Annotated in this window: 18 protein-coding genes; 11 read left to right on the top strand and 7 right to left on the bottom strand. The window is 37.1% G+C overall.

The window, feature by feature from the left end:
• Positions 1–9 precede the first annotated feature (9 nt).
• Both metF and P2086_RS06005 read right to left on the bottom strand, forming a co-directional pair.
• On the bottom strand, positions 10–963 hold the full coding sequence (metF, locus tag P2086_RS06010) for a methylenetetrahydrofolate reductase [NAD(P)H] (protein WP_317899539.1): 954 nt from the start codon (positions 961–963) through the stop codon (positions 10–12).
• A 54-nt stretch (positions 964–1,017) separates the two neighbouring features.
• On the bottom strand, positions 1,018–1,251 hold the full coding sequence (locus P2086_RS06005; protein WP_317899538.1) for a NifU family protein: 234 nt from the start codon (positions 1,249–1,251) through the stop codon (positions 1,018–1,020).
• 181 nt (positions 1,252–1,432) lie between these two features.
• Between P2086_RS06005 and rlmB the strand changes: the two genes are divergently transcribed.
• The 3 genes from rlmB to P2086_RS05990 all read left to right on the top strand — a co-directional run bounded on the left by rlmB (position 1,433) and on the right by P2086_RS05990 (position 4,061).
• On the top strand, positions 1,433–2,167 hold the full coding sequence (gene rlmB / locus P2086_RS06000; protein ID WP_317899537.1) for a 23S rRNA (guanosine(2251)-2'-O)-methyltransferase RlmB: 735 nt from the start codon (positions 1,433–1,435) through the stop codon (positions 2,165–2,167).
• Positions 2,168–2,289: 122 nt separating this feature from the next.
• A complete protein-coding gene (locus tag P2086_RS05995; RefSeq protein WP_317899536.1) occupies positions 2,290–3,138 on the top strand; it encodes a pirin family protein in 849 nt (282 codons plus the stop codon).
• Between the two features lie 281 nt (positions 3,139–3,419).
• On the top strand, positions 3,420–4,061 hold the full coding sequence (locus P2086_RS05990; RefSeq protein ID WP_317899535.1) for a carbonic anhydrase: 642 nt from the start codon (positions 3,420–3,422) through the stop codon (positions 4,059–4,061).
• Between the two features lie 39 nt (positions 4,062–4,100).
• Here the strand turns inward: P2086_RS05990 and P2086_RS05985 are convergent, their stop codons facing one another.
• Entirely contained in the window at positions 4,101–4,895 is a 795-nt protein-coding gene (locus tag P2086_RS05985; RefSeq protein ID WP_317899534.1) for an alpha/beta fold hydrolase, read from the bottom strand.
• A 189-nt stretch (positions 4,896–5,084) separates the two neighbouring features.
• On the opposite strand from P2086_RS05985, the gene P2086_RS05980 reads away from it, so the two are divergent.
• The 5 genes from P2086_RS05980 (at position 5,085) to P2086_RS05960 (ending at position 15,497) form a co-directional block, all read left to right on the top strand.
• Positions 5,085–5,312 (top strand): FeoA family protein, encoded by a 228-nt coding sequence (locus tag P2086_RS05980; protein ID WP_317899533.1) that lies wholly within the window; start codon positions 5,085–5,087, stop codon positions 5,310–5,312.
• A gap of 6 nt (positions 5,313–5,318) precedes the next feature.
• Positions 5,319–7,352, top strand: coding sequence for a ferrous iron transport protein B (gene feoB, locus P2086_RS05975; protein WP_317899532.1), 2,034 nt, complete (start codon positions 5,319–5,321; stop codon positions 7,350–7,352).
• A gap of 593 nt (positions 7,353–7,945) precedes the next feature.
• The gene (locus tag P2086_RS05970; RefSeq protein ID WP_317899531.1) at positions 7,946–8,347 is read left to right on the top strand and encodes a helix-turn-helix domain-containing protein; all 402 of its coding nucleotides are present in this window, start codon (positions 7,946–7,948) and stop codon (positions 8,345–8,347) included.
• A gap of 508 nt (positions 8,348–8,855) precedes the next feature.
• The gene (locus P2086_RS05965; protein WP_317899530.1) at positions 8,856–13,397 is read left to right on the top strand and encodes a T9SS type A sorting domain-containing protein; all 4,542 of its coding nucleotides are present in this window, start codon (positions 8,856–8,858) and stop codon (positions 13,395–13,397) included.
• Positions 13,398–13,586: 189 nt separating this feature from the next.
• Entirely contained in the window at positions 13,587–15,497 is a 1,911-nt protein-coding gene (locus P2086_RS05960; protein ID WP_317899529.1) for a T9SS type A sorting domain-containing protein, read from the top strand.
• 488 nt (positions 15,498–15,985) lie between these two features.
• Here P2086_RS05960 and P2086_RS05955 read toward each other — a convergent pair whose 3' ends face one another.
• The gene (locus P2086_RS05955) at positions 15,986–16,909 is read right to left on the bottom strand and encodes a DUF8428 domain-containing protein (RefSeq protein ID WP_317899528.1); all 924 of its coding nucleotides are present in this window, start codon (positions 16,907–16,909) and stop codon (positions 15,986–15,988) included.
• Between the two features lie 44 nt (positions 16,910–16,953).
• On the opposite strand from P2086_RS05955, the gene P2086_RS05950 reads away from it, so the two are divergent.
• Positions 16,954–17,646 (top strand): ComF family protein, encoded by a 693-nt coding sequence (locus tag P2086_RS05950; RefSeq protein ID WP_317899527.1) that lies wholly within the window; start codon positions 16,954–16,956, stop codon positions 17,644–17,646.
• Positions 17,647–17,653: 7 nt separating this feature from the next.
• Here P2086_RS05950 and P2086_RS05945 read toward each other — a convergent pair whose 3' ends face one another.
• Genes P2086_RS05945 through P2086_RS05935 form a run of 3 tightly spaced genes read right to left on the bottom strand, consistent with a single transcriptional unit; the run spans position 17,654 to position 21,819 of the window.
• Entirely contained in the window at positions 17,654–18,082 is a 429-nt protein-coding gene (locus P2086_RS05945; protein ID WP_317899526.1) for a thiol-disulfide oxidoreductase DCC family protein, read from the bottom strand.
• Positions 18,083–18,090: 8 nt separating this feature from the next.
• Complete coding sequence (locus P2086_RS05940) at positions 18,091–19,554, bottom strand: YncE family protein (RefSeq protein ID WP_317899525.1); 1,464 nt, start codon at positions 19,552–19,554, stop codon at positions 18,091–18,093.
• Positions 19,555–21,819 carry a T9SS type A sorting domain-containing protein gene (locus P2086_RS05935; RefSeq protein ID WP_317899524.1) on the bottom strand — a complete coding sequence of 755 codons (2,265 nt, stop codon included), beginning with the start codon at positions 21,817–21,819 and terminating at the stop codon, positions 19,555–19,557. It lies immediately after the preceding gene.
• A gap of 130 nt (positions 21,820–21,949) precedes the next feature.
• On the opposite strand from P2086_RS05935, the gene P2086_RS05930 reads away from it, so the two are divergent.
• Both P2086_RS05930 and P2086_RS05925 read left to right on the top strand, forming a co-directional pair.
• Positions 21,950–24,187, top strand: coding sequence for a PKD domain-containing protein (locus P2086_RS05930; RefSeq protein ID WP_317899523.1), 2,238 nt, complete (start codon positions 21,950–21,952; stop codon positions 24,185–24,187).
• A complete protein-coding gene (locus P2086_RS05925) occupies positions 24,162–25,070 on the top strand; it encodes an HTTM domain-containing protein (RefSeq protein ID WP_317899522.1) in 909 nt (302 codons plus the stop codon). Before P2086_RS05930 ends, P2086_RS05925 begins: the two co-directional genes overlap by 26 nt.
• The last annotated feature ends 2 nt before the right edge of the window (positions 25,071–25,072 follow it).

Below are 25,072 nucleotides of genomic sequence, written 5' to 3'. Positions count from 1 at the left end.
ATACAAGATTTAAAATACTGCTTTAGCAACAGTCTTTGTAGCTTCAGAGGCACCCATCGTGTAAAAGTGTAAACAAGGCACATTGGCTTTTACCAACTCTTTGCTTTGTTGAATGCACCACTCTATTCCAACCTGTTTTATTTGTTTATCGTCTTTACATTTCTCTAATTCCTCATAAAATGGTTGTGGAATATCGATGTGAAAAACCTTTGGAAGCGTGGTGATCTGATTTTTTCCACCAAGAATTTTAAGTCCCGGAATTATTGGAACCGTAATTCCGTTTTTACGACACAGGTCGACAAAATCAAAATACTTTGTATTATCAAAAAACATTTGTGTTACAATGTATTCGGCGCCAGCATCCACTTTAGCTTTTAAGTATTTCAAATCACTAATCATGTTTGGTGCTTCAAAATGCTTTTCAGGATACCCAGCAATACCAATACAAAAATTAGTAGGTGCCGCATTTTTCATTTCTTCATCCAAATAATTCGCCTGATTCATTTCCGAGATTTGTTTAACCAAATCAAGGCCATAAGAATGTCCTCCCGGTTCAGGGACAAAAGCAGGTTCAGTCTTAATACTATCTCCTCTCAGAGCAAGTACATTATCAATTCCTAAAAACTGAAGATCAATTAAAGCATTTTCTGTTTCTTCCTTCGTAAAACCGCCGCAAATAATATGTGGCACTGCTTCAACATTGTACTTATTCATGATAGCAGCACAGATACCAACCGTACCAGGACGTTTACGTATACTTACTTTTTCTAAATACCCGCCTTCGCGTTTTTTGTAAATGTATTCTTCGCGATGATAGGTTACATCTACAAATGCAGGATTAAATTCCATTAATGGATCAATGCCATCAAAAATACTTTGAATACTTCTTCCTTTTAAAGGAGGCAATATTTCTATCGAAAAAAGAGTTTTTTTGCTTTGACTCAGTTTCTGGGTTAGTTTCATAAATGTTTAATTAATGCCACAGAAAAAATTCTGTGTTCTTAGATGATTAAATTACTAATTAACGGAAATAATATTTTTAATTTCTGGAACGGCGCGTTTAATGGTCTCTTCAATGCCCGACTTCATCGTCATATGACTCATATTACAGGTCTTGCAAGCCCCTTTTAACTCGATATGAAGTGTTTGATCCGAAGTAATCTCTACTATTTCAACATTTCCACCATCTGCCTCTAAATACGGGCGAATCGTGTCTAGTGCTTCTTCAACTTTACGGTACAGCGCATCCATCGTTCTTATTCTAAATTTAGCTTTAAAGATACGGCTTATACGGAACTTAACAAAACAGCATGTCAAGAGATAATTATTGGAGGCAAAAAGGCTAATGTTTATACTATTCTTGCGTTTTTCTAAGAGGGATTGCAAATCCAAAATTTGCTTAATGTCTAAAATTTGATGTTCTTTGTTTTCAATGGAAGAAGAAAACTTAATTTTTGGAACACGCGCTGTTATTGAAGCTGTTGAAGCAGGAAAAGACATAGAAAAAATTTACATTCAAAAAGGATTATCGAATGAATTGTATCATCAACTAAGACAAGCTTTACGTGGACAAGCTGTTCCCATTCAGATTGTGCCGGCAGAAAAACTCAAACGAATTACCGACAAAAACCATCAAGGCGTTGTTGCGTATTTAACTGAGATCACCTATTACAATGCCGAAGAATTGTTAGCTGGTGTTTTTGAAAAAGGAAGAATTCCATTAGTGCTTATTTTAGATCGCGTTACAGATGTGCGTAATTTTGGGGCCATTGCACGTGGAGCTGAATGTGCAGGTGTTGATTTTATTATCATTCCAAGTCGTGGTGCTGCTCAAATAAATGGAGACGCCATAAAAACAAGTGCAGGAGCTCTTCACCGCTTAAAAGTGTGTAGAGAAGATAACTTAAAAAACACGCTCGAATTTTTAAAAGAAGGTGGATTACAAATAGTTTCCTGTCACGAAAAAACCGATAATCTTATTTACGACGCCGATTTTACCAAGCCTACAGCAATTATTATGGGAAGCGAAGAAAACGGTATTAGTAACGAATATTTAAAACGGAGCGACATACAAGTTAAAATTCCTATGACAGGAAAAATAGCTTCACTCAATGTTTCTGTAGCTAGCGGTATTGTGCTGTTTGAAGCTGTAAAACAACGTTTGTAAAACAACCCTTAAAATTTTTCAAATAATTTCTTAATCTAGATTATTAGTAATTTCTGCTTGCTATTCTACCTTTACATAAGTGTATTTATTAGAATGCATTAAGTCAGAAAGGAAAAAATATAATGAAAAATTACAGAGCAATTAAATCAAGCATCATGGCGCCAGAAGTGCAAATGGGGCCAACAACTTTACGCCAAGCTTTTCCGGTTGCAGGATTAGAACAAGTAGATCCGTTTATTTTACTACATCATTTCGATTTCACGAAAGGGCCGGGAGAACATGAGTTTAATGTACCTCCGCATCCACACCGTGGCTTCTCACCAATCACCTATATGTATGAAGGTGCTGTTCAACATACCGATTCATTGGGTAACGACAAAGTAATTGGCGACAATGAAGTACAATGGATTAATGCTGGAAGGGGCATCATACATGGAGAAAAAGTAGGAAAAGCTTTCGCAGAAAAAGGTGGTAGGTTTCAAGGAATTCAACTTTGGATTAATACACCTAAACTAAATAAAATGGATCCTCCCTCCTATCAGCCTATTACAAAAGAAGAAATTGTTTTGATGGAAAAGGATGGAGTCGCTTTAAGATTGGTTTCAGGAAGTTACGAAGGTAAAAAAGGTCCTGCTAAATCCGATGTCTTTACTGCCATGTTGCACATGAATGAGGCTTCTAACTATTCGCTAAACTTACCTGCATCAAATAATGTTGCGTTTTATGTATTAGAAGGTCAATTAAGAATAAATGAAGAACGTTTTGCTGCACAGCATCAACTAATCGTCTTTAATAATTCAGAGGGAGAAATTTTATTTGAAGCCAATTCAAATTCTAAATTATTGCTAATGGCGGGAGATCCACTAAACGAACCTTTGGTAACGCATGGACCGTTTGTAATGAATACACAGACAGAAATTCTTGAAGCCATGCGTGATTATCAAAATGGTAAAATGGGATTTTTATACTAGCACTTTGAACATACCGTAAAAATTATTTATGCTACAAACTAAAATTTGCGTTTAAGCTTTAGCAGAAAACTAACAATTTAATTAACCCTTGGTAAATATTCATTTATCAAGGGTTTTTAATATCATAAGATGCTGGAAATTTAAAAATCAATTTATGTTCAGATAATTAATTCGTTTACACAGACAACCGTTTGCCTTATTGTCTTATTTTTGCATTTATAAAATTCGATAGTTGTAATAGGTAAAAAAATAATTCACGTTATATAAATTCTTAGGCAAAGATGAAACTTTATAAAAAAATATTCGAAAATAATAAGAAATGGGTCGCCGAAAAAAAAGAAACGGATAGTGATTATTTTGAACACCTTTCAAAGGGACAAAATCCAGAAATTCTCTATATAGGTTGTAGTGATAGTAGGGTAACGGCCGAAGAAATGACAGGTATTAAACCTGGACAAATGTTTGTTCACAGAAATGTAGCCAACCTTGTGCCCAACAATGATAATAGCTCAGCAGCAGTAGTAGAATATGCGGTGGCACATTTACATGTTAAACACATTGTTGTTTGTGGTCACTACAATTGCGGGGGAATTAAGGCTGCAATGAAAGCTGAAGATCTGGGAATATTAAATCCATGGTTGCGAAATGTAAGAGATGTGTACCGCTTACACAAAAATGAACTCGACGCTCTTACAAATACCGAAGAGCGTTATAAAAAATTAGTGGAACTGAATGTGGAAGAACAATGCATTAATATTATAAAAATGGCTGTCTTACAAAAGCATTATCTCGAAAAAGGATTTCCAACGGTTCACGGCTGGGTGTTTGACTTACATTCAGGCAATTTAATTGATCTTCGAATTGATTTTCTCAAGAAATTAGACGGGATTCGGGAAATTTATGATCTTGGATTAAACACCTAAATCGCTTATTGCTTTTACCTAATTTCAAATAAGTACAGACTAAAAACACTTCCTTAAAAACTTTCTCAACTCTTTATGGGATTGTTTTGGCGACTCCAGAAATCCGAAATGCCCATCGTGTTCTAAATAAAGCACAGTTTTATTTTTAATAAGTTCTGATTGTTCTAATAATTGATCATAAGGTAAAACGTTATCTAATTCTCCTATTACCATCATAATTGGATATTCTACCAATCCTAGAATAAGGTCTCTGCCTGGTCTATCCCGCATGCCATGAAGCGCCGCAATAATACCACGTTGCGAAGTTTCCTTTGCAATTTTTGTCGCAAAACTAATTTCCTCGTGCAGATACTTTAAATTTTTTGTTGCGAACAAATTACGAATGCTCGATTTGGTGTACACCGTTTTGTTTGATCTAACTAACTGAATCGCTCGTAGTCGATCTTTCTTTTTTTCTTCATTATCAGGATACGCTGTGCTGTGAAACAAACACAAACCTTTTAAATTATCGGGGAAAATATCAGCAAACGCCAGTCCAACATACCCTCCCATGCTATGACCAACAATGACGTATTTTTTTACCCGTAATGAATCCATTACAGCCTTTACGCATTTAGCCATAAGCTCCATGCTATGCGCGTAACCAAAACAGGGACTCGCACCATGGCCCGGCAGATCAATAGCCACTACGCGGTAAGATTTAGAAAGATCTTGGGCAAGCCCTTTCCATATTTCATATGAACCCAGGAATCCATGTAAAAGTACTACCACCCGCCCCTTTCCCTGGTCTGAAAAGGTTATTTTCTCTTTTTTATATAAGGCAGTTTTTAGCAAAAATTGCGTGTTATTTCTTAGCCTTAAAGTAAGAAAGAATTTTTTATTTAACGGAGATCTTTTATCAAGAATTACAAGGGATTCAGGATGTTCCCAGAAAAATTGCTCGCTGAGACAGAAAACAGATACCTTATTTAGGGTATGTTTTAGCCGCGCTAGAATCAGTAATTTTATGGTTAAATCAATGTCATGTTATCATTAGCAGATCTTAAAATAGGACAAAAGGCATTCGTAAAATCGTTTACGAATGAGCTTTTGAGCACTAAGTTAATTGAGATGGGCTGCATGCCCGGAGAGGCCATTGCTCTATCAAAAACAGCACCCTTTGGTTGCCCGCTAGCAATTACCATTGCAGGATACGAGTTGAGTTTACGTAGAGAAGAAGCCGCTTCCGTGATGATTGAATTAGTAGCTTAAATCTTTTTGCCCTCCGACACAAAACATACACATTTAAAAATAGCACTTCTTGGTAACCCCAACGCTGGTAAATCAAGCTTGTTTAATGGCCTAACAGGTTTAAAACAAAAAACGGGTAATTACGCCGGTGTTACAGTTGATAGACTAGAAGGTAGTACCTCCTTTTTAATAGCCGAAACAAAATATACACTTTCTGTTATTGATCTTCCGGGCATTTATAGCTTGTTCCCTAAATCAAGCGACGAAGAAATTGCTTGCAAAACTTTACTCGATCCTAAAGAAAAAATCGATGTCGTGGTTATTGTGGCTGATGCTACCAATCTAAAACGCAATTTATTACTGGCTACACAGCTGATCGATCTTAAATTTAAAACAGTGCTTGCGCTCAGCATGATGGATGAGGCCGAAAGTCAAGGTATAAAAATTGATTTGGCTGGTTTGCGAACAACGCTTGGTGTTGACGTGATTCCTATGAACTCACGCAAACAGGTTGGGTTTAAAGAATTGAAAGCCGCTATTGTAACAGCTAAAATAAGCGACAGTTTTTTTTATGACATTAATTCGCCTTTTTTAAATAAAGAAACATCTTACGTACAGCTTGTTAGTTCCAGTCTAGTGGACGGGAAAGGTACTTCTACTTTTGAAAATGCCGATAAAATTTATCGTTTTAATACAATAAATTATCTCGTTGCGCGCTACGTGCAAAGTCCTGAACAATTATCGCGTAAAGCAACCACTTCGAAAATTGACGCTATTACCACGCATCGGGTTTTTGGTTACGTTGTTTTATTGGCGGTTTTATTTTTAGTGTTTCAATTTATCTTTTTTATTTCTGAAGCACCCATGGACTGGATTGAAAGCGCTTTTTTGACTTTTGGAGATTTTGTAAGAAACAGTTTACCGCCAGGACAATTAAACGATCTTTTAGTAAATGGAATTATTGCAGGTATAAGCGGAGTGGTGATGTTTGTTCCGCAAATCGCTTTTCTTTTTTTATTTATTGGTTTTCTCGAAGACTCTGGATACATGGCTCGCGCAAGTTTTATAATGGACAAAGTCATGCGGCGTTTTGGACTAAACGGAAAATCGGTTATTCCTCTTATCAGTGGAACGGCTTGTGCTGTGCCTTCTATAATGGCTACACGCTCTATTTCCAATTTGAAAGAACGCTTAATTACTATTTTTGTTTTACCACTAATAAGTTGTTCTGCTCGCTTACCAGTATACACTTTACTAATAGCAGTGCTTTATCCTGATAGTAAATTTCTTGGTGTCTTCAATTCAAAAGGACTTGTTTTATTTCTATTGTATATGCTGGGCTTTGCGGTTACACTTATTACTGCTTTCTTTTTAAAACGCTTTGTAAAAGTAAAAGAGGCTTCTTTTTTTATTATGGAATTGCCAGTTTACCGTTGGCCTCAGCTTAAAAACATTTTGTTTATGGTTTACAGCAAGGTAAAAGTATTTGTTAGCGAAGCTGGAAAAATTATTTTGGCAATCTCTATTGTATTATGGTTTTTAAGTTCGCATGGCTTTACCGAAACTTATAAAGAATTAGATGCCAAAATAGAAATACTTGAGAGTTCGGCTGCTACTCAAGAAAACAAGGTGGAACTTAAAAAACTAGGGTCGGAAAAATTAGAACATTCGTTTATTGGAAATCTTGGTCATGTGATTGAACCCATAATTAAACCAATGGGCTTTGATTGGAAAATTGGAATTGCACTCATCACATCTTTTGCTGCGCGCGAAGTATTTGTTGGAACAATGGCCACCATTTATCAGAGCGAAGATGAACAAAACACTGAAGGGATTAAACAAAAATTATTAAAAGAGAAAGACGACCAAGGAAATTTAATTTATACTCCTGCCGTGTGCTGGTCGTTACTTTTATTTTATGCTTTTGCCATGCAGTGCATGAGTACAATGGCTGTTGTTAAGCGCGAAACAAAAAGTTGGAAATGGGTGCTCGCACAATTGGCCTTTATGTCCATATTGGCGTATGCTTCCGCCTTTGGGGCGTATCAGCTTTTATCCTAGAAAAACGCTAAGAATTTATTGATAGACATTTTGTTTCATGTAAATTTCTCGGGCTACGTTTTCCGATTTTCTTATTTCTAATTAGGAGTCGACCCAAAAAACAAATGGTACAATAAGTATTCTGAAATTAGACCATATTGTTTTGGAATCGATATTACCATACTTAAGAGTCGGAAACCCCTATTACAATACCTGAAAAAAATAAAATTAAAGAGAGTCTTATCAGGCAACTTCCAATCCCTTAAATACCAAGCGAAAATGATTTTCATCGGGTAGTTTTGAATTTTGGTCGAATTCTTTTGTCAAAAGAATGATCTTTATCTAACATTGCGTGAACCAAAAAATAAAAAAAGAACACCAATTGCATCTTAATTTTAGTTTACTACTAATCAGAAACCCCCAAACCTTTTTAAAAGAATAAGCCAAGATCAAGCAATGCAGCATCTCATTTCGTTTACAATAGTTATGAAAATAAATCAAAACACTATTTGATACGACTTTGTTATAATCATTCCAACTTGTGCAGAAATATTCTAAATACAAAATTAGAGTCGCAATAATTTTTTTGAAATCAAGACATTAAAACTCAAAACATGAAACCCCAGGAATATGATTTAAGAATTGTAAAGGTTATCAAAGCACTTCGCGGAACTTCATTTATAAAGCAGATTAACTTAGCTAACGCGTTGAACATTGACCAATCTACCTATAGCAGAATAGAAAAAGGTGAACTCTCTTTTAGTCCAGGGCAATTAAAAATAGTAGCACAAGCTTTACAAACTTCCCATTTCCAGATTTTAACTTTAGCTGACTGTGATAATATTATTGACTTTAATACAACATCGTACACGCAGACATTAATAAAGTTCATTTTAATGATAACCGAAAAAAGGCAGGATTTAAATTTCACTATGGAAGAATTAGATTTTCTTATATCCAAAATAAAAGAAAAACAGAGTGAAATGGACGTTAGCAGAGTTCTTTTAGAAGGTTAACCCAGTTTGTAATTACAGTATGCAATACTGCATACGAAAGTTTTGTTTTTCTTTTAAATATGCAATCTCGCATTTGAAATCTCTTGACTTCCTTATTTTATAGATACACTTTTGCTCTGTGAAAACTTGTGTGTTTTAATAGGAGAAATAAATTCACATAATGTTTTCATAATTATAATCGGCAAATTATAATATTTACAATGGTAAGCGGCAAACCCAATTTTTTCCTTGTTGGCGCCTATTAGCACTAATTTTTTTAAATGTACTGAATAGTTGTTTTTTTAGACAATTGATTAATTGTAAAAGGTACTATGCTATGTTAATTGAATAAAAATGAGTACCCCACTTACAGTTTAAAAAAACGTCATAGATTTTAATTAAAAAATTCATGAAAAGTAAAAAGAAAACGTATAAACCAAAAGAAGCTCCCGCATAATTTCTTTTCAGTTTAGATGAAAAAAATCATGTTTTAAAAGTTCTAAATCCCTTATTTATAAAAACAAATAAAATGAAACAAACACAATTTTTAGGTAAACCAGTAAAAGCACTCACTATCTTTTTCTGCCTTATTTTTTCTCTAGTTATTTGTGGCGACTTGCATTCTCAAAATGTAGCACCGCCGCACCCAAGTATCACTTTATTAGGTAATACAGGAGTAAACGTAGCCACTACTACAGCGATGACTTCCATTCTTTCTGGTAACGACCCTCGTTGGACAGTTAATAATAGCACTGTTACAGGTGTGCCTGCCGTTATTGCACCAGCACCACCAATTACAAGTACAAATTGTGTTGCTTGGTCACCTAATGGCACTGGTGGGGCCCCGAGCTGGATAACCGCTCCTAATCTTATCTGCTCCGGGGCACTTGCAGGATACTCTTGTTCTCCGACTTTACCACCGCCAGATTTGTATTTTAAACTAACTTTTACCTTAGCACCGAACCCGGTATTGAGCATTAATTGGCAGCTCTTTGCCAGTGATTGGATACATAGCATAACGGTTAATGGTGTTCCAGCTTATACAACAAATATTATTGGCTCTAACTATCCTCTTCTTCAACGTATAAACGCTGTAAGATTTAATTGGTGTACAAATTGGAAAGGCGGTTCAAATGAAATTATTGTGCGGGTAAAGATGATTCCTGGATTAGCACCCGAATGTCGATATGCCGGCTTAAAGGTTGAAGCCGTCGGGCTTTTTAATTATATGGTGTATTCTTCCATTTCAGGACCGACTCTTTTATGTACTCCCACATCAGCACAATATACAGCCGCAACTGCATTATCTGTTGGCATACCAACAAATGTGGCAACTACCTATTCTTGGAGTAAGCCAAGTGGTTGGGGAGGCCCACCATCCACAAATAGCCTGCTTAGTGTTGTTTCTCAAACAATACCTGGCATCGTTTCAGTTGGTATCTTAACTCTTACAAGTCATGGCTACGATTGTATTTCCGCTGCCGGTTATAGTGTCACTGTACCTCCACCATTAACTATTACACCCGTTACCCCAACAGTTTGTACTGGTAAATCGGTTTTACTAACGGTCAGCGGCGCTGTTAACTACACATGGAATGCTCCTGGAGGTGCGCAAATTGCAACTACCAACACGGTTCTAGTATCTCCAACTACAGTAAACAACTTTGTATATACAGCTATTGGAGGGGGTACAGGTTGCGTTTACACAAAAACTGTGCTTGTAAAAAGTTTCCTTACTCCAACAGTCAGTGCTGTCGTCTCACCAACTGCATTATGTCAGGCAGGTAGCGCCAACCTAACTGTTACGGGTAATGGTTGGCATTATTTCATTCTAAATTTCCCGCCAGCCAGTAGTCAGGTTTTCTCTAATACACCAATTTCAATTGGCACAGCTTCTACGACAACATACACTGCTCTCGTCCAAAGTATCCAGGGCTGTACAAATACCGCTTTAACCACTTTAAGCATAATACCAAATCCAACTGTTACATCCGTTGCAAATCCATCGGTAGTATGCTCTGGTGGATCATCTACTCTCACCGCATCAGGCGCTTCTTCATACAACTGGTTAGGTATCGGAAGTGGAAGCTCTATAGTGGTAACACCTACCGCTAGTACAACTTATACAGTAAAAGGATCATCAGGTCCATGTGTAGGGACATCAACAGTTAAAGTGAGTACATTGGCCGCACCTGTTATAACAGTTTCACCACCGGCAATATGTCCTGGTATAACAAATACGTTAACTGCCGGCGGGGCGCTTAACTACACCTGGTATATTGGAAGTCCAGTGCAGACTTTTACAGGTACTCCCACTATAACTTTTAACTCAAGCGTAGCTGTTTCATATACGGTGTTGGGTTCTGGGCCTACAAATTCATGTGTTGCACAATACACAGGTACCGTTCCTCTTGGCTCTCCTATTCCCATAGTCGCACCAGACGTAGTACTTTGCACAAATGCAGGTCTTTGCACTACTGTTGTAGCAACATCCACACTTACATCACCTGTAAGCTATACTTGGCAAACAAGTCCCCCGCTTACTGGTTCTTTGGTAAGTGTTTGTCCTTCTGTTGCCACAGTTTATACGGTTAGTGCTAGTTCATTTTCACTAGGCTGCCCATCAAGTGCAACCATGGCGGTTAGTATTGCTTCAAATTGTTGTGCGCAACCAACCGCTGGTATGATACAGCTGCCAAGCTCGGGAATTGGAGGTACATACGCTAACAATTCGTATGTCTTGAGTAGCGCGATAACACTCACAAGTTCTACCTTTTTTCAAAATGCAGAGGTATGGATTACTGAAGGTGTGTCAATAAAAGTGCCCTCAGGGATGCAACTTGATCTTGACCATACACACCTTTTCGGTTGTGGCATTAAAATGTGGCAAGGAATTATTGTTCAAGATGGTGGCCAGATAACAGCAGTCAACACACGAACATCTAATAGCATGATAGAAGACGCCATAGTTGCCATTGACTTAGATCAAGTTTCAGCGACAAATTCAGGTTCAGTGCCCCCCATAGAAATATCTCGTATAATTTTTAATAGAAATTACATTGGCATTAGAATTAGTAATGCTGCGCCTAACTTAACTACATTGTCTCTTGGCATTAGTGGTTGCGTGTTTTCAAGTAAAACCATGACCTATACTACTTTCCCGTCAACAGTTCTTACCTGGCCAAACAACGACCACACCAACACACCTGGTGCTTTAAGATGGCCAACCGCGAGCGTCGGAGGCCTTGCACCGCCTTATGGTTACTTGAATACTAATTTTGCGCAAGTTAATTTAAAACAACCTTACACCAGCCAACCGGCCCATATAGGCATACAAATTGAAAACTTTGGTGATCCAACTGGTAACACTGTCGCAAGTGGTAGCACAGTCTCTCCCAATGTCGAGTTCGGCTTCACCCAGCCCGCCTTTATCGCAAACGATTTTAATCTGTTTGATGGTATTGGTAATGGTATTGATATTAACGAAGGGAATCTAAGAACAATGTTCAATGTTTTTCAAAACTTACAGTACTACAATACCCCATCGGGCTGGTTTGGTGGCGTAGGTATCAACCATGAAATAAGCGACAGTTCACTTATGAATGCTACTTTAGATTTGCGAACTGGTGGAAATTATTTTTGGGATTGTGTTACGGGTATAAATGCTCATAATGTATTTGAATGCTGGGTTACAGGTTCAACTTTCAGAAGCACGCATTCAGTATTAACAGCAAATTTGCCTTTGCAAACAACTCAGGGAGATGTTGGTGTGAACTATGAATCTAACCGCTTTAATTTTACTGTGTTTAATAGTGAATTTAATAATATAAGAAATGGAATTATTATGCGAACCCCATTAACGACGTATCCTTATAACATTTTTTCGCTTAGCTATGGAATTTATCCTATTGGTTTTGGATTTAATGAAAATTATTTTGGTGCAGAAGTGAATAGCAGTGCACCATACAGCTCTACTTCAGCAAATACAAGCGAGTACATGAATGACGCAATTACATTGGAAACACCAAATCTCACGGGTTGGAATACCGGAAACCCCACCGGCACGGGGTGTTTCATAACAAGTAATAAAATTAACCGAGCCTTTAGAGGTATACGCATAAATGGCATGGAACATTTACCCACCTGGGTATCTACCAACGAAATATTGTTAGAAGACGATGCTACCTATTCCCTGCCTCAATATGGAGTTGCTTTAGAAAATCACAATGGTGCAATGAATGTGTTTATGAACACCGTTACCGCTACACAAATATGGCCTGCGGCAAACGGCACCGTTTCCGCACTTTATTTTTATAATAACCAAGACCCAGGGTATCCAACCCCAGTAGTAGAGTGTAACACCGAAACAGAAACCTACTATGGTTACCATTTCGATGGCTCAAACACTGCAACCGAATGGAAAAACAATACCATGTGCAGTAATTATGCAGGTTTAGCCCTTACGAACAGCGCAGTAATTGGACCTCAAGGTAATCAAAACCAAGCCAATCAAAATATTTGGCTAAATACCCCGTGGTGCGGGAGTAACTGGGGACAAAATACAGCACAAAATCAAACCTATTGCGAAAACAGTACTGCAAGTCTTTCCCCTTTATATGTACAAAATCTACCTAGTACAAATCCTGTTTTGAATACTAGTTTTCCAAATCCATCTGATGCTTATGATATGTCCGGAGCACCACCAAGCATTTTTTTGAATAACAATCCTATACCCGATTGCCCGGCCACTAGTTTTTTTGTTCCACCACCAAGCTGGCGCTTAGCAAATTCTTCAACTATAGCGCCGATCCAAGATGAGCTGGATGAAAATAAATTATCTATTTTCCCAAACCCTACAAATGGGCGCTTAACGATTGTAAGTGAAGGCAGTGCGGAGAATCTTTCGGTGAGCGTTTTTGATTTGGCTGGTAAACAAATACTCGTCAAATCAAATTTGAGTGGTAACGAAAATAGTTTAGATGTTTCGGAACTGGCAGCATCTATCTACATCATTACTATCAGCAGTGATAGCGGTAAAACGATTCATAGAAAACTGGTAAAAACGGATTAAAATTGAAATTGTGCAAACATACTACCTTAATTTGTCGAAGTGACAATAACAAATCTTGAAACCCCTTACCTGAATTTTTCAGGCAAGGGGTTTAATAAAATAAAATCAAAAGCTGAATCGACTACATATTTATTTTCTATTACACGTCAAAACAAGATAAACGGATCATAAAATTACATACATTAGCTTATGAAAATCACAAGAAAAATCTATCTACTTTTAGTGCTGTTCTGCAGCCTATACTCCCCCGCACAGTTAGAATTTAGTAAATGGTATTTCGGGGCAAAAGCTGGACTTGATTTTAGTACCAACCCTCCCACCATACTCACCAGTGGTGTGTTAAATACCGTAGAAGGTTGTGCTACCATATCTGACAATGTAGGAAATTTATTATTTTATACAGATGGAATTAGCGTTTTTAACAGTACCCATTCAGTCATGGCCAACGGTCTAGGTTTATTTGGTCAAGGATCAAGCACTCAGTCAGCTTTAATAGTCAAAAAACCTGGAAGCGACTCGCTATATTATGTTTTTACAGTCTCGTTACAAAATAGTACCAATGGCGCAAATTATTCAATAGTAGATATGAGTCTGGCAGCAGGTTTGGGATCTGTTACTGTGAAAAATTCACATCTTTATGACCCAAGCTGTGAAAGGCAAGTAGCGGTGAGACATTGTAATGGCAAAGATGTTTGGGTGGTAAGCCATCATTATGGGAGCAATGAATTCAGGGCTTATTTGCTTAACAGTAACGGAGTGATTAGTTCTCCTGTAGTTTCCGCTATAGGGGAATCAATGGCGGGTACTGGTTTAATTAGTATCGGGCAACTTAAAGTTTCACCGGATGGCAAAAAGTTGGCCATGGCATCAGCAACAACCTCTATTCCACAAAGTTTAGGTAGTGGCGGGTTTCATTTATTTGATTTTAATGCAGCTAATGGCACGGTATCTAATTCTCTCACGCTTTTAAGTGGCACCAATATTCCCAATAGTGGTGCGTATGGAGTTGAGTTTTCACCCGATGGCTCTAAGTTATATGGTGCGGCTGGACCAATGATTAGCGCAACAGTTACCGGACTTTATCAGTGGGATATTTGCGCTGCAAACAATCAAGCCATCATAGCATCTCAATATTCGATAAATACAAATGGATTATATCTTGGTTCCATTCAACGCGCAATCAATGGCAAACTCTATCTTACAGCTTCTGGTCCTGGCCAGCAATTTAGTTTAAGTGTTATTCACAATCCTAATGCTAGTGGTGTGGCTATGGGTTTTACGTTAAACGGACAAAACGTTGCCCCGAAATTTTGCGCTTTAGGTCTTCCCAATTTCATCAACACTTATACGAGACCCTTACCCACACCATTTACCAACAGCCTTGCCTGCCAAACCAGTTCTTTTTCAGTACCGCCAGTGCCCACTTTTAGCAGCGGTTGCACAAGTACGCCTTACTCGCCAAGCAGTTATGCCTGGGATTTTGGAGAGCCTGCAGCAGGTGCGGCAAACTCATCTACGTTAGGAAATCCTGTGCATACCTATTCAACTACCGGCACGTATACAGTATCACTTATTTTATATGGTGCCTGCACTAACGATACCCTAAAAAAAGTAATTACAATTAGCACACCTGGTCCAACCGTAAATGTGGCGGGTAATTTTGCTTTGTGTAAAGGAGAAAAAAATACGTTTACTGTAAGCGGAGCAAATACTTATTTGTGGAGTACAAACTCCACGGCAAGCACCGTGGCGTTAAACCCCACTGCAACAACACCGTATTCAGTGTCCGGCACCTTAAATGGTTGTACTTTATCAAAAACATTTACTGTTGAGGTGAACCCTTGTTTGGGAATTTCAGCATTTGAAAACAAGGGTGATTTTCGTGTGTTTCCAAATCCTTTTTCTGATCTAGTTTCGGTTGAGGCAATTGCTTCATCTACTTTAATGATCTTTGATTTGAATGGTAAGTTATTACTTCAAAGTAATCTCAACAAAGGGCAGAATCAAATTAACACCTCCGAACTAAAATCAGGCGTATATTTTATTCAAGCACAAAACGCTGAAAGCGTTTGGCGTGGAAGGTTTGTGAAGTTGGAGTGAGATTAAGTTATTATTATAATCGGAAATTCTCACGCGGCCTTGACAATTGTCAAATCGACGACGACTCAAATTAGTTTAAAATAAAGCAAAAGTGTTTCTTTTGGTGGGCTCGGTGGGTTCGGCCTCATAAAATTTTGCGATAGAAATTCAGAGGGTTTTAAAAGGAGTTACAAAAAAGCAAACTAAGACTTAAGCGTTTAGTTGGGTACAAAGGCTTTTTTGGAAAGCTCGTGCGAGGGCGCTACGCTTTTCTGGCCCTTCGCCAGAAAATGATCGTAGCGTCGGCTTAAAACCCTCTGAATTTCCGCAAAAGTTTATGAAGCCTTGAATTTTTGGTTCTTTTTTTTCAAGAAAAAAGAACAAGCAGTATTAGCGGGAGTTTATACCAATTGTATTTATTAAGTCGTCCAAAGGGCTCACTTTACAAATTACAATGGTAATGCAGATATAATAAAATAATGGTTTATGGGAAAAACGAAAATAAAATTTTAATCCAGTTTAAAAGAAGTACTTCCAATAACCACGCCGTCGCAAGCAACCTCAACCATATACTTTCCAGGCACGTATTCCCCTTGCCCTTCGCAATAGGTTACACCGTTAATTTCTACATTCGCATAGTTGAGTGTTTCTTTTCCTGCAAAATAGCCGTTGCTCTTATTAAAAGTGAACTTATAATTATCGTCGTAATTCTTGGCCATCTCCTTGCCGTCAGGGGTCATTATTCTCACATACACGGTCTTTTCTCCTGTTCTTGCGATTTTATTCTCACCCAATGTAAAACTCACTTTTATTTTCTCGACCTTCTTAGCTTTGTTTGTTTCGCTTTCTTTTTTTCCACCTCTTTTGTAGGATACTGGAGTAGCACTTATGTTGAAGCAAGTTAACACGCTTCCCTTCGCGATAGTAGTCTTAAGCTCGTCCTTTTCTTTAATAAGCGTAGTTTGTTTTTCTTTCTCGTAGTCGAGTTGTTTTAAAACTGTTTTCTTCTCCTTGATTAAAGTAACATTTAGCGTGTTTAGTGAATCTATTGTTCGCACATACCCTTGCATGATGCTTCGCAAAGTTTCCGTTTCTTTTCTTAACTGTGAAATAACATAAGCGTCTCCTTTATGCTTATCGGCTTGTTTAATCAACTCTTCAATTCGAACTCGTTTCTCTTCTATTTCACTTTGTAAAATTTTATCGCTTACTTGAAGTCCCTCAAAATCTTTTTGCAGAACGAGTAAATCTGCTTTTACATTATCGCGTTCAATAATCACTTGTTCCGTCACTATTTTCTCCTTGATAATTTCATTTTTACCCGTTTTCCATAACCAAATGGTGACAGCATTACTCGCCATTAAAAGGATAATTACCGACCATAAAATAATAATACCGCCTCTCTTTCGCGATTTTTCCTTTTCTTCATTCATGCGTCAAAATTAACATACAAAAGCAGTACTTTCGTATTAAATCTATGGCACTTATTAACGATTTCTTGTCATTAATTTATCCCCGCCACTGCGAGGCGTGTTCCAACAATTTATTTGCACATGAGGTGTTTCTTTGCAATTACTGCAAACTAAATTTATCAAAGAGTAATTATCATAAATACGAAGATTCTGAATTGGCGCGAACCTTTAGTGGCCGCGTGCCCATGCATACAGCTGCCTCTTTCTATTTGTACGAAAAAAGTGGGAAAATTCAAAAACTCCTTCACGCTATTAAATATCAGGAGCAAAAGGAATTGGCAGAATATTTAGGTGAACTTTATGGTAAAGAATTAGCAAAAGATAACAGTTTTAACACGGTTGATTCAATCATCCCTATTCCACTTCATAAAAATAAATTGAAAGCAAGGGGATTTAATCAGAGTGAGTGGTTCGCAAAAGGCTTAGCAAAAAGTCTCAATAAAACCCTGGATGTTAATTCGCTTGTAAGAGTTGTGGATACTGCCACGCAAACCAAAAAACGAAAATTTCAGCGGTGGGAAAACGTAGAAGGGATTTTTAAACTTGATACTGAAATTTTACCTGCAAACAAACACGTATTACTGGTAGATGATGTGGTTACAACAGGTGCTACTATTGAAGCTTGTTGGCAAGCTCTCAAACATGTTCCAGGAATAAAAGTGTCTTTAGCGAGTATTGCTTTTGCGCCAAAAGGGTAAACGGAACTTATAAAGAAAGAAATCTTTTTTTATCCTCCATGTTTATTAATTCACAAGTCTTGACTCTTCCAATTATTTTTCTACGGCGCTTCGCAATAAAATCATAAACAACATTTCTTAAAAACGGCGGGATAATTACAAAAATGCTTAACAGCGGCCAAAGACCATTCATGTATTGCGTCATTCGCAAAGCAGCACATGATTTTATGAAAGCTGAATGATCTCGAATTAAAATAATACTGTCAATCTTTTCATCTATTTCAAAATATGCTTTTAATGCCTTTCCTATTTCAGATTCAAGCGGCGCAAAGTGCATTTTCTTACTTGGTTTTTCTCTATTTAAAAAGAATTGTACAGACTTATTGCAAAAACCACATTCCCCGTCGAAAAGTAAAATTGGTTGGTGTTTCAATGCTTCTTGTAATGCGTTAGTCATATGATTTATTAAGGTCTTGCGAATATAAAATAAGGATCTGCACTCAATTCGTAACGTTTCTTTAATACACTAAAGGTAGTAAGATCTACAAAACTAACGAAGCCATTTCTGCCTCCGCACTGACTTGTATGGTGAGGTAATGGGCCGCTGGTTGAAACATTTCGCGATAAAACATAAAGAATCTTTTTTATTTCATCCACAGCAATGCCATGAGGCTGAAAGCCGCATTGAATGTTTTTTGTAGCATATCCCTCTGCATCAATACGCGTAATGACTCCTGTAAAATTTGGAAAACTAACATTGTCCTCGGTGCAGGTAACAAAATACTGTTGGAAAGATTTAGAGTAAACTATTTCCTGAGGCATTTTCCCTGTTGGAATAATCGTTATTTGCCCGGTAGTAAGATTCAAGATTCGAACCTCGTTAGATTCCTGACAGGTGATAAAAAGGGATTTTTTATCCTCAGATAGAAGCAGGTCGTGCGGCTTGATAGAAGAATTAGAAGAAGAACTATTATCCAGAAAAATTTTGTTCGCATCAGTAAATGTTGTATCAAGAACGGTAATATAATTATTCTCTTGAGCTCCAACGTAAACCTTGTCTTCTTCCGCGTTTAAAGCAATACCATGCGGACTGGAAAGCACACCTGAATAAGCAATTAATTTCATTTTTTCAAGATCAACAGCAGAAACTCTGCCACTAGGATTATAGGAGGCGCAGTAAGCACGTTTACCGTCTTTGCTAATTATAAAGGTATTCCAGTCCAAATTATTTTCTGGTCCCGACCCGGCTGCAAGTGGCGTTAATGGAATGTCTCCCACGTAACTATCGTCACTGCAACGGTATTTTTGCATAATATTATTATTCACAAAAAGCACGTACCAATAATTCCCATCTTCTGAAACCCTTACCTGATGAGGACTTTCAATGCCGGGTTTGTTACCAACTTCTATAAAACGCATTGGCAGTTGAGTTTCAGCATCAAAAACTGTCACTACATCGCAGCCTTGATTCACAGCATAAAACTTTTTTCTCTTTGGGTTATCTGCCCATTTAATATTCCCATTCATATCGGGTGCGCCATTATTAATCCAATCCTTTATTGTTTTTACATCCTTATAAGAAAGTGCAATGCCGTTGAGTGGCATAACTGGGGTGTTTTGAATTCCTAAATCAGGATAGGTATTAATAAAATAACAGAGAGAGGAGAATTGACTGCTATATGGAACTACCGGAGAACCGTTAGAAGAACCTAAAAACATTTTTTCCCAGCTTTCTAGATTAAAATCACTTGCAGCAAGATAACTTTCCGAATTATGACAACCAGTTACAGCGCAACTGCTCGCCATAATATTTCCAATCTCCCGCGGGTAGTTCCCAAAGTTTGTGTAGTCCTTTTTTCCAATATCTTTTGTACAAGAAAAAAAAACTAAAAGAGAAGAAACAAGTATGTAGACAAAGGTTTTCTTCAATTAATCTTTAAGGATTTTTTTAGTAATGCGCTCTGTTTGAAAATTTGAGGTAATAAGAATAGTAATAAAATAAACCCCGTTGTCTACATTGGATAAATCAAACGTTTCAGAAGTAGCGTTAAGCGAGGAGTTTATTATTTCCTTTCCAAGAACATCATGAATAAGAAGTGTTCCTTTTTGAAAATTCACTACATCCATATTTATTGTCACCTTGCCTTTTGTAGGATTTGGGAAAAAAGAAATTTTAGAAGTCAAACTATTTGTATTTAATTCATCAACACCAATGGTAAGCGCTTTTGATGAAAAGAAATTTAATCCCCCGCCGCTATTTCCAATAATAAGATCACGTTTGGCATCACCGTTCACGTCTTCGTAGCAAACAGTTGACTGACTTCCTTCATTAAATCCATTTACATTTTTCGTAATAAGGGTAAAAGAATTTGTGACTATACTTGGCACTATGTATTGTGCTATTGATCCGCTAAAAGATCCAACCAGCAAATTGGTAACTCCATTTTCTTTGTAAAAAAAAGGTGTAGCATAGCCCTCATAGCCAAACACATTTGGATCGCCCTTTACATCTACACCTCCCAAACTACTTGTAACGAGCGAAAAAGAAGGCACTGAAGAAGTTCCTACATTTCGGTACCAGGCAATTTTACCGTTTTGCATTCCTATTAATAAATCAAGATGGGAATCGTTATCCAAATCAAATAATTGAGGGGCTGCCGCGGAAGAAGGAGTAGTAATTAAAAAAGGATTTTCATGAAATATGGAAAAATTACAAGGGTTATTTGTACCAGCCGTATTTTCCAGCCAATGTACTTGTCCGCTTGAAGTACCAATAATTATATCAACATCCCCATCCGAATCTATGTCTCCAACCGTAGGAACTGCATTATTCAAATGCAAATTATTATTGAGTACAATAGTGCTTAGGCTGGCGTAATCACGTGTAATGAGTGAATAGGTAGGTTGACTTGTTGTTCCAATATTTTTATACAAGGTAAGTTTACTGTTTAACGAACTTCCATTGTAATAACCATAGTTTCCAATAAGGAGATCTTTTTTTCCGTCAGAATCACAATCAAAAACAACCGGGAAAGAATTTTGGCCAACCTCAATCATTTCATCTTGCAAAAAATTATTTTTTTCGAATTGAAAATTAACGGTGTTTGTAAGGCTCGTGTTTTTATATAACCAAACACTTTTATAGTTTTCGGTGCCATAAGAATTTGGTGTTACAATAAGATCTTTTTTATTATCGGCGTTCACATCGACGTAGTAAGCACACGGAAAACTATTCATTTTAGCAACAGTGGTGCTGTTTTTATTTGGATAGTTAGGATATAGTTTTGTACTGTCGGTAAAATCTGCAAGCGTTGCAACGCCAGTGTTGTGAACGTACTCTATCGTATTACAGGAAATATCACCCATTATAAGATCAATGTCATTATCACCATCGCTATCCAAACAAGCTAAACATGAACCTGCATGATAGGTTTTTGATTGTGAAAGTAACTCATCTATGTTTTTGTTTCTATTCGATCCACATGCATTAAAGTTTACCGCGCAATTACTTTCGCTTAACTTACCCCAGCAATTATCAGTGTTTTCAAAGACTAAACTATCACAACCGAAATTTTTTTCTACCGACATATTTTTATGGAGCTCAATAAAAATTCCTTGCGGGGCAAAGGTGAGAATGTCGAGATCACCATCATTATCAATATCAACAATGCCTGGCACTCCAATCGAACTAGCGTATAAATTACTTACTAGTGGATTTCCACCAGGATTGTAATCTGTATAAATTAAAGGTTTAACTAACTGAAAACTAAGAACGCCATTGGAGGTAGTATTTTTATAAACTTTAATGCCAGAATTAGTAGAACAAAAAAGATCTTCCTTACCATCACAATTATAATCTTTAAAAACCGCCCAATTGGCAACCTGAGGAAATAAATAGCTTAAATACCAATTCTCCTTGTATTTAATTTCGCCCACATTGCCGGAATGAATAAAACACCTAAAACGTCCAACACCATAAGGATTTAATCGATCAAAAGCTACAATGTCTTTTTTTCCATCGCCATTCAAATCTATATTCGAAACATTTGCAAAATTAAGACCATTTGCCCAAGGCATTTTTAAAACATAAGCGTTTTCAATTACGGTTATGGTGTCACGATCTAAAGCTAATTGCGCAGTAGACACTTTAAAAAAAATGAGAGAAAAAAAGACTAATCTGAGTTTAGACATCATGTACAAAAATATGCAAATTAAGGGCCAAAAACTACGTTTGCTTTGCCAATTAAAAGGTTAATTAATCCAAATATAAAAGTCATACGAGGCTGACTATATTTTTAGTACCTTAAAACTTGATTTCGACTCCGTGAAAAAACTCATTAACATAGTTCTATTTCTGTTATTTAGTTACAATGGATTTTCTTTTCACATTGTTGGAGGGGAATTGATTTACAATGATCTTGGGAATGGAAAATATCAAATTATCCTTAAAATATACCGAGACTGCGCTGCTGCCAATGCGAGCGGGTTTGACGGAATAGAACCTGCAGGGCCAGCGTATTTAACTGTTTACGATGCCTCTAATACCTTTATTGGCATTTATGACATTGGCGCACCAGTTATAACTCCAGTACCACCTGCATTTAATAACCCGTGCATTTTAGCGCCAAATACAATCTGTATTGAAGAAGGGGTATATACCGACACGCTAGATTTACCTCCAAAATTAGGCGGGTACACATTAGTCTACCAGCGTTGTTGCAGAAATTCTATTATCGAGAACCTTTCAAACCCTGATGGACAAGGAGCTACCTACTTTGCTAGAATTCCTGGACCAGAAGATGCTGTGATAAATAGTTCTCCACGCTTTTCAAAATTTCCTCCAATTTATATTTGCCGCAGTGTGCCCTTAAAATTTGATCATTCAGCTATTGATCCTGATGGCGACCAACTTGTTTATTCTCTTTGTGCTCCCTATGCCGGACTTGATGCGTGCTGCGCTTCTATCGGCCAGCAAGCGCCACCAACAGGCGGCACGTGTGTCTCACCGCCCGCCTCATGTCCCACAGAAGCAACTCCTCCTCCATATACAAATGTATTTTATATTGCCCCTTATAGCGGAACATATCCTATTGACGGGAACCCCGCATTTGCAATCAATCCAGTAACTGGTGAGTTATCAGGCACACCCACACTTACAGGGCAATATGTTGTAGGGATTCGTGTAGAAGAATATCGTAATAATAAATTGCTGAATTCGCATTTGAGAGATTTTCAGTTTACTGTAATTGGCTGCACAGTAAATGTACTAAGCGTTGTAGCCGATCAGAAGCAACAGTGCCAGGGCCAAACAATTGCTTTTACCAATCAAAGTATTAATAATTCTTCTACACCCATATATCATTGGGACTTTGGCGTGCCAAGTATAGCTTCAGACACTTCCAATATATTAAATCCCACATACATGTATCAGGACACCGGAATCTATATGCTTACGCTCATTACTAATCCGGGCAAACCTTGTACCGATACTTTAAAAAAGCCGGTTTATGTTTATCCGCCGCTAAAAATAAATTTTGATAAACTTGAAAGGCAATGTTTCAAAAACAACGCATTTAATTTTAACGTTGGCGGAGATTATTTACCTCAAACAACTTATGAATGGGATTTTTCAGCGCAAGCCACTCCTTCAACATCTATTCTAAAAAACCCTGTGGGTATTCATTATACTGAAGGTGGTTTATTTTATGTGGCATTAAGAGCCAAACAATTTGCATGCAGAGACACATTTACAGATAGTATAAGAGTTATTGGCCGACCACATGCAAAAATTAATAATATTCAAAATGGACTTTGTGACCCTGCGCGCATCTCTTTTAGTAACGGCAGCAGTAGCGATCTTCCCGTCCGTTATTTTTGGAATTTAGGGAATAGCAAAACCACTACTTCGTTTGAACCCACACATGTATTTACTCCAGCAGGAACATACACAGTTAGTTTAACAGTAGAAACCACCGAGTTATGCAAGGACACCTCCATTGCTATTCTTACAAACATTGTAGTTAATCCAAAACCCTTAGCCATTTTTACAATTAGTCCACGTGAAACAAGTATTTTTGAGCCAGATATTTCAATTAATACCAACATAACTGATGGAGGCTTTAGCACGTGTACATTTAGTTTTGGTGACGGTTATACCTCAAACAACAAATTAAATTTGCACACCTATACCGATTTTGGCACATACACCGTCGTCGAAATAATTAAGAATACCTTTGGGTGTTCTGACACTATGACTGATGTCGTTAAAATTTTACCAGAATTTCGTTTTTGGATTCCGAATTCATTTACACCTGATGATAATGGACAAAATGATGTTTTTAAACCCAGCGTTATTGGTATTCAGCAATACCAATTTGAATTATTTAACCGTTGGGGGCAGCGTATTTTTCTAAGCAAAAATCCTGAAGATGGATGGAATGGCTATTACAAAGGGCTAGAGAGTCCTCAAGGGATTTATATTTGGAAAATAAGTTTTAAAAATCTTGTAAGCGAAAAAACAGAAAGTCATGTAGGTCATGTTACACTACTCAGAAATCCCTAAAATAAATCCTACCTTACACGCAAAAAACAAGCCCTTTTTGCAAAAACTCATTGCATATTTTTTTTCGGATTACCACTTAAAACCACAAATCGTTTGGTTTAAAAAGCTTCTGTATTGTTATCTTATTATAGAGTGTGCTTATTTTCTTTTATACTACGATTTGCTTTTAGGTGAAAATTCAATAGTAATGGTAAGCCCAAAAAGTATTGGACTGTTTAAAACAATTCCTTTTATACTTTACAATTCGTTATCGCCTAACTTAAGCTTAACATTTGTAATGCTCACTTTAGGAATTTCTTTGTTCGGTCTTTTTAATTTACGTTTCTATTTTATTCTTGACTTTTTACTCTATTTTCTAGTTATAAATATTCATAACAGGGTTTATCCCACCCTCACAGGAGGCGATAACTTATTAAGTCAGTTACTTATTTTCAACTGTTTTTTAGTAACGAATTTCACTAACAACCTTTTATGGAAGGATCAGTTGAAAATATGTTTTCACAATTTCTCACTTTTAGCCATTGTTATTCAGGTTTCACTTTTATACTTTTTATCAGCCTTAGCTAAATTAAATGATCCAGCATGGTTTGCAGGAACAGCTATTTCAGGAGTTGCGCAAATACAGTATTTTTCTATGTATTCATTTTTTACCTATTCGGAAAACTTAAGGCCTGTTTTTTTTGTTTTGAATTATGTAGTCTTGTTTTACCAATTATTCTTTCCAATTTTAATTTGGATTAAAAAAGTAAAAAAACCGTTTTTGATATTTGGGGTTTTAATGCATCTTTATATAGCTTTCGTAATGGGCCTTGTAGGCTTTGGTTTTATAATGATTCTGGCCTATGTGTTTTTTTGGCCAATGAAAGAGCCTCTTAAATCCTAAAC

The organism is Aurantibacillus circumpalustris, from assembly GCF_029625215.1.
Taxonomy (GTDB): Bacteria; Bacteroidota; Bacteroidia; order B-17B0; family Aurantibacillaceae; genus Aurantibacillus; species Aurantibacillus circumpalustris.
Note: the sequence above shows the minus strand (reverse complement) of the source record. Positions and strands in the feature narration are given on the sequence as shown.

Coding starts and splice junctions, on each gene's coding strand:
- metF (WP_317899539.1), bottom strand. CDS start 963: ATGAAACTAACCCAGAAACTGAGTCAAAGCAAAAAAACTCTTTTTTCG.
- P2086_RS06005 (WP_317899538.1), bottom strand. CDS start 1,251: ATGGATGCGCTGTACCGTAAAGTTGAAGAAGCACTAGACACGATTCGC.
- rlmB (WP_317899537.1), top strand. CDS start 1,433: ATGGAAGAAGAAAACTTAATTTTTGGAACACGCGCTGTTATTGAAGCT.
- P2086_RS05995 (WP_317899536.1), top strand. CDS start 2,290: ATGAAAAATTACAGAGCAATTAAATCAAGCATCATGGCGCCAGAAGTG.
- P2086_RS05990 (WP_317899535.1), top strand. CDS start 3,420: ATGAAACTTTATAAAAAAATATTCGAAAATAATAAGAAATGGGTCGCC.
- P2086_RS05980 (WP_317899533.1), top strand. CDS start 5,085: ATGTTATCATTAGCAGATCTTAAAATAGGACAAAAGGCATTCGTAAAA.
- P2086_RS05970 (WP_317899531.1), top strand. CDS start 7,946: ATGAAACCCCAGGAATATGATTTAAGAATTGTAAAGGTTATCAAAGCA.
- P2086_RS05965 (WP_317899530.1), top strand. CDS start 8,856: ATGAAACAAACACAATTTTTAGGTAAACCAGTAAAAGCACTCACTATC.
- P2086_RS05960 (WP_317899529.1), top strand. CDS start 13,587: ATGAAAATCACAAGAAAAATCTATCTACTTTTAGTGCTGTTCTGCAGC.
- P2086_RS05955 (WP_317899528.1), bottom strand. CDS start 16,909: ATGAATGAAGAAAAGGAAAAATCGCGAAAGAGAGGCGGTATTATTATT.
- P2086_RS05950 (WP_317899527.1), top strand. CDS start 16,954: ATGGCACTTATTAACGATTTCTTGTCATTAATTTATCCCCGCCACTGC.
- P2086_RS05945 (WP_317899526.1), bottom strand. CDS start 18,082: ATGACTAACGCATTACAAGAAGCATTGAAACACCAACCAATTTTACTT.
- P2086_RS05935 (WP_317899524.1), bottom strand. CDS start 21,819: ATGATGTCTAAACTCAGATTAGTCTTTTTTTCTCTCATTTTTTTTAAA.
- P2086_RS05925 (WP_317899522.1), top strand. CDS start 24,162: ATGTTACACTACTCAGAAATCCCTAAAATAAATCCTACCTTACACGCA.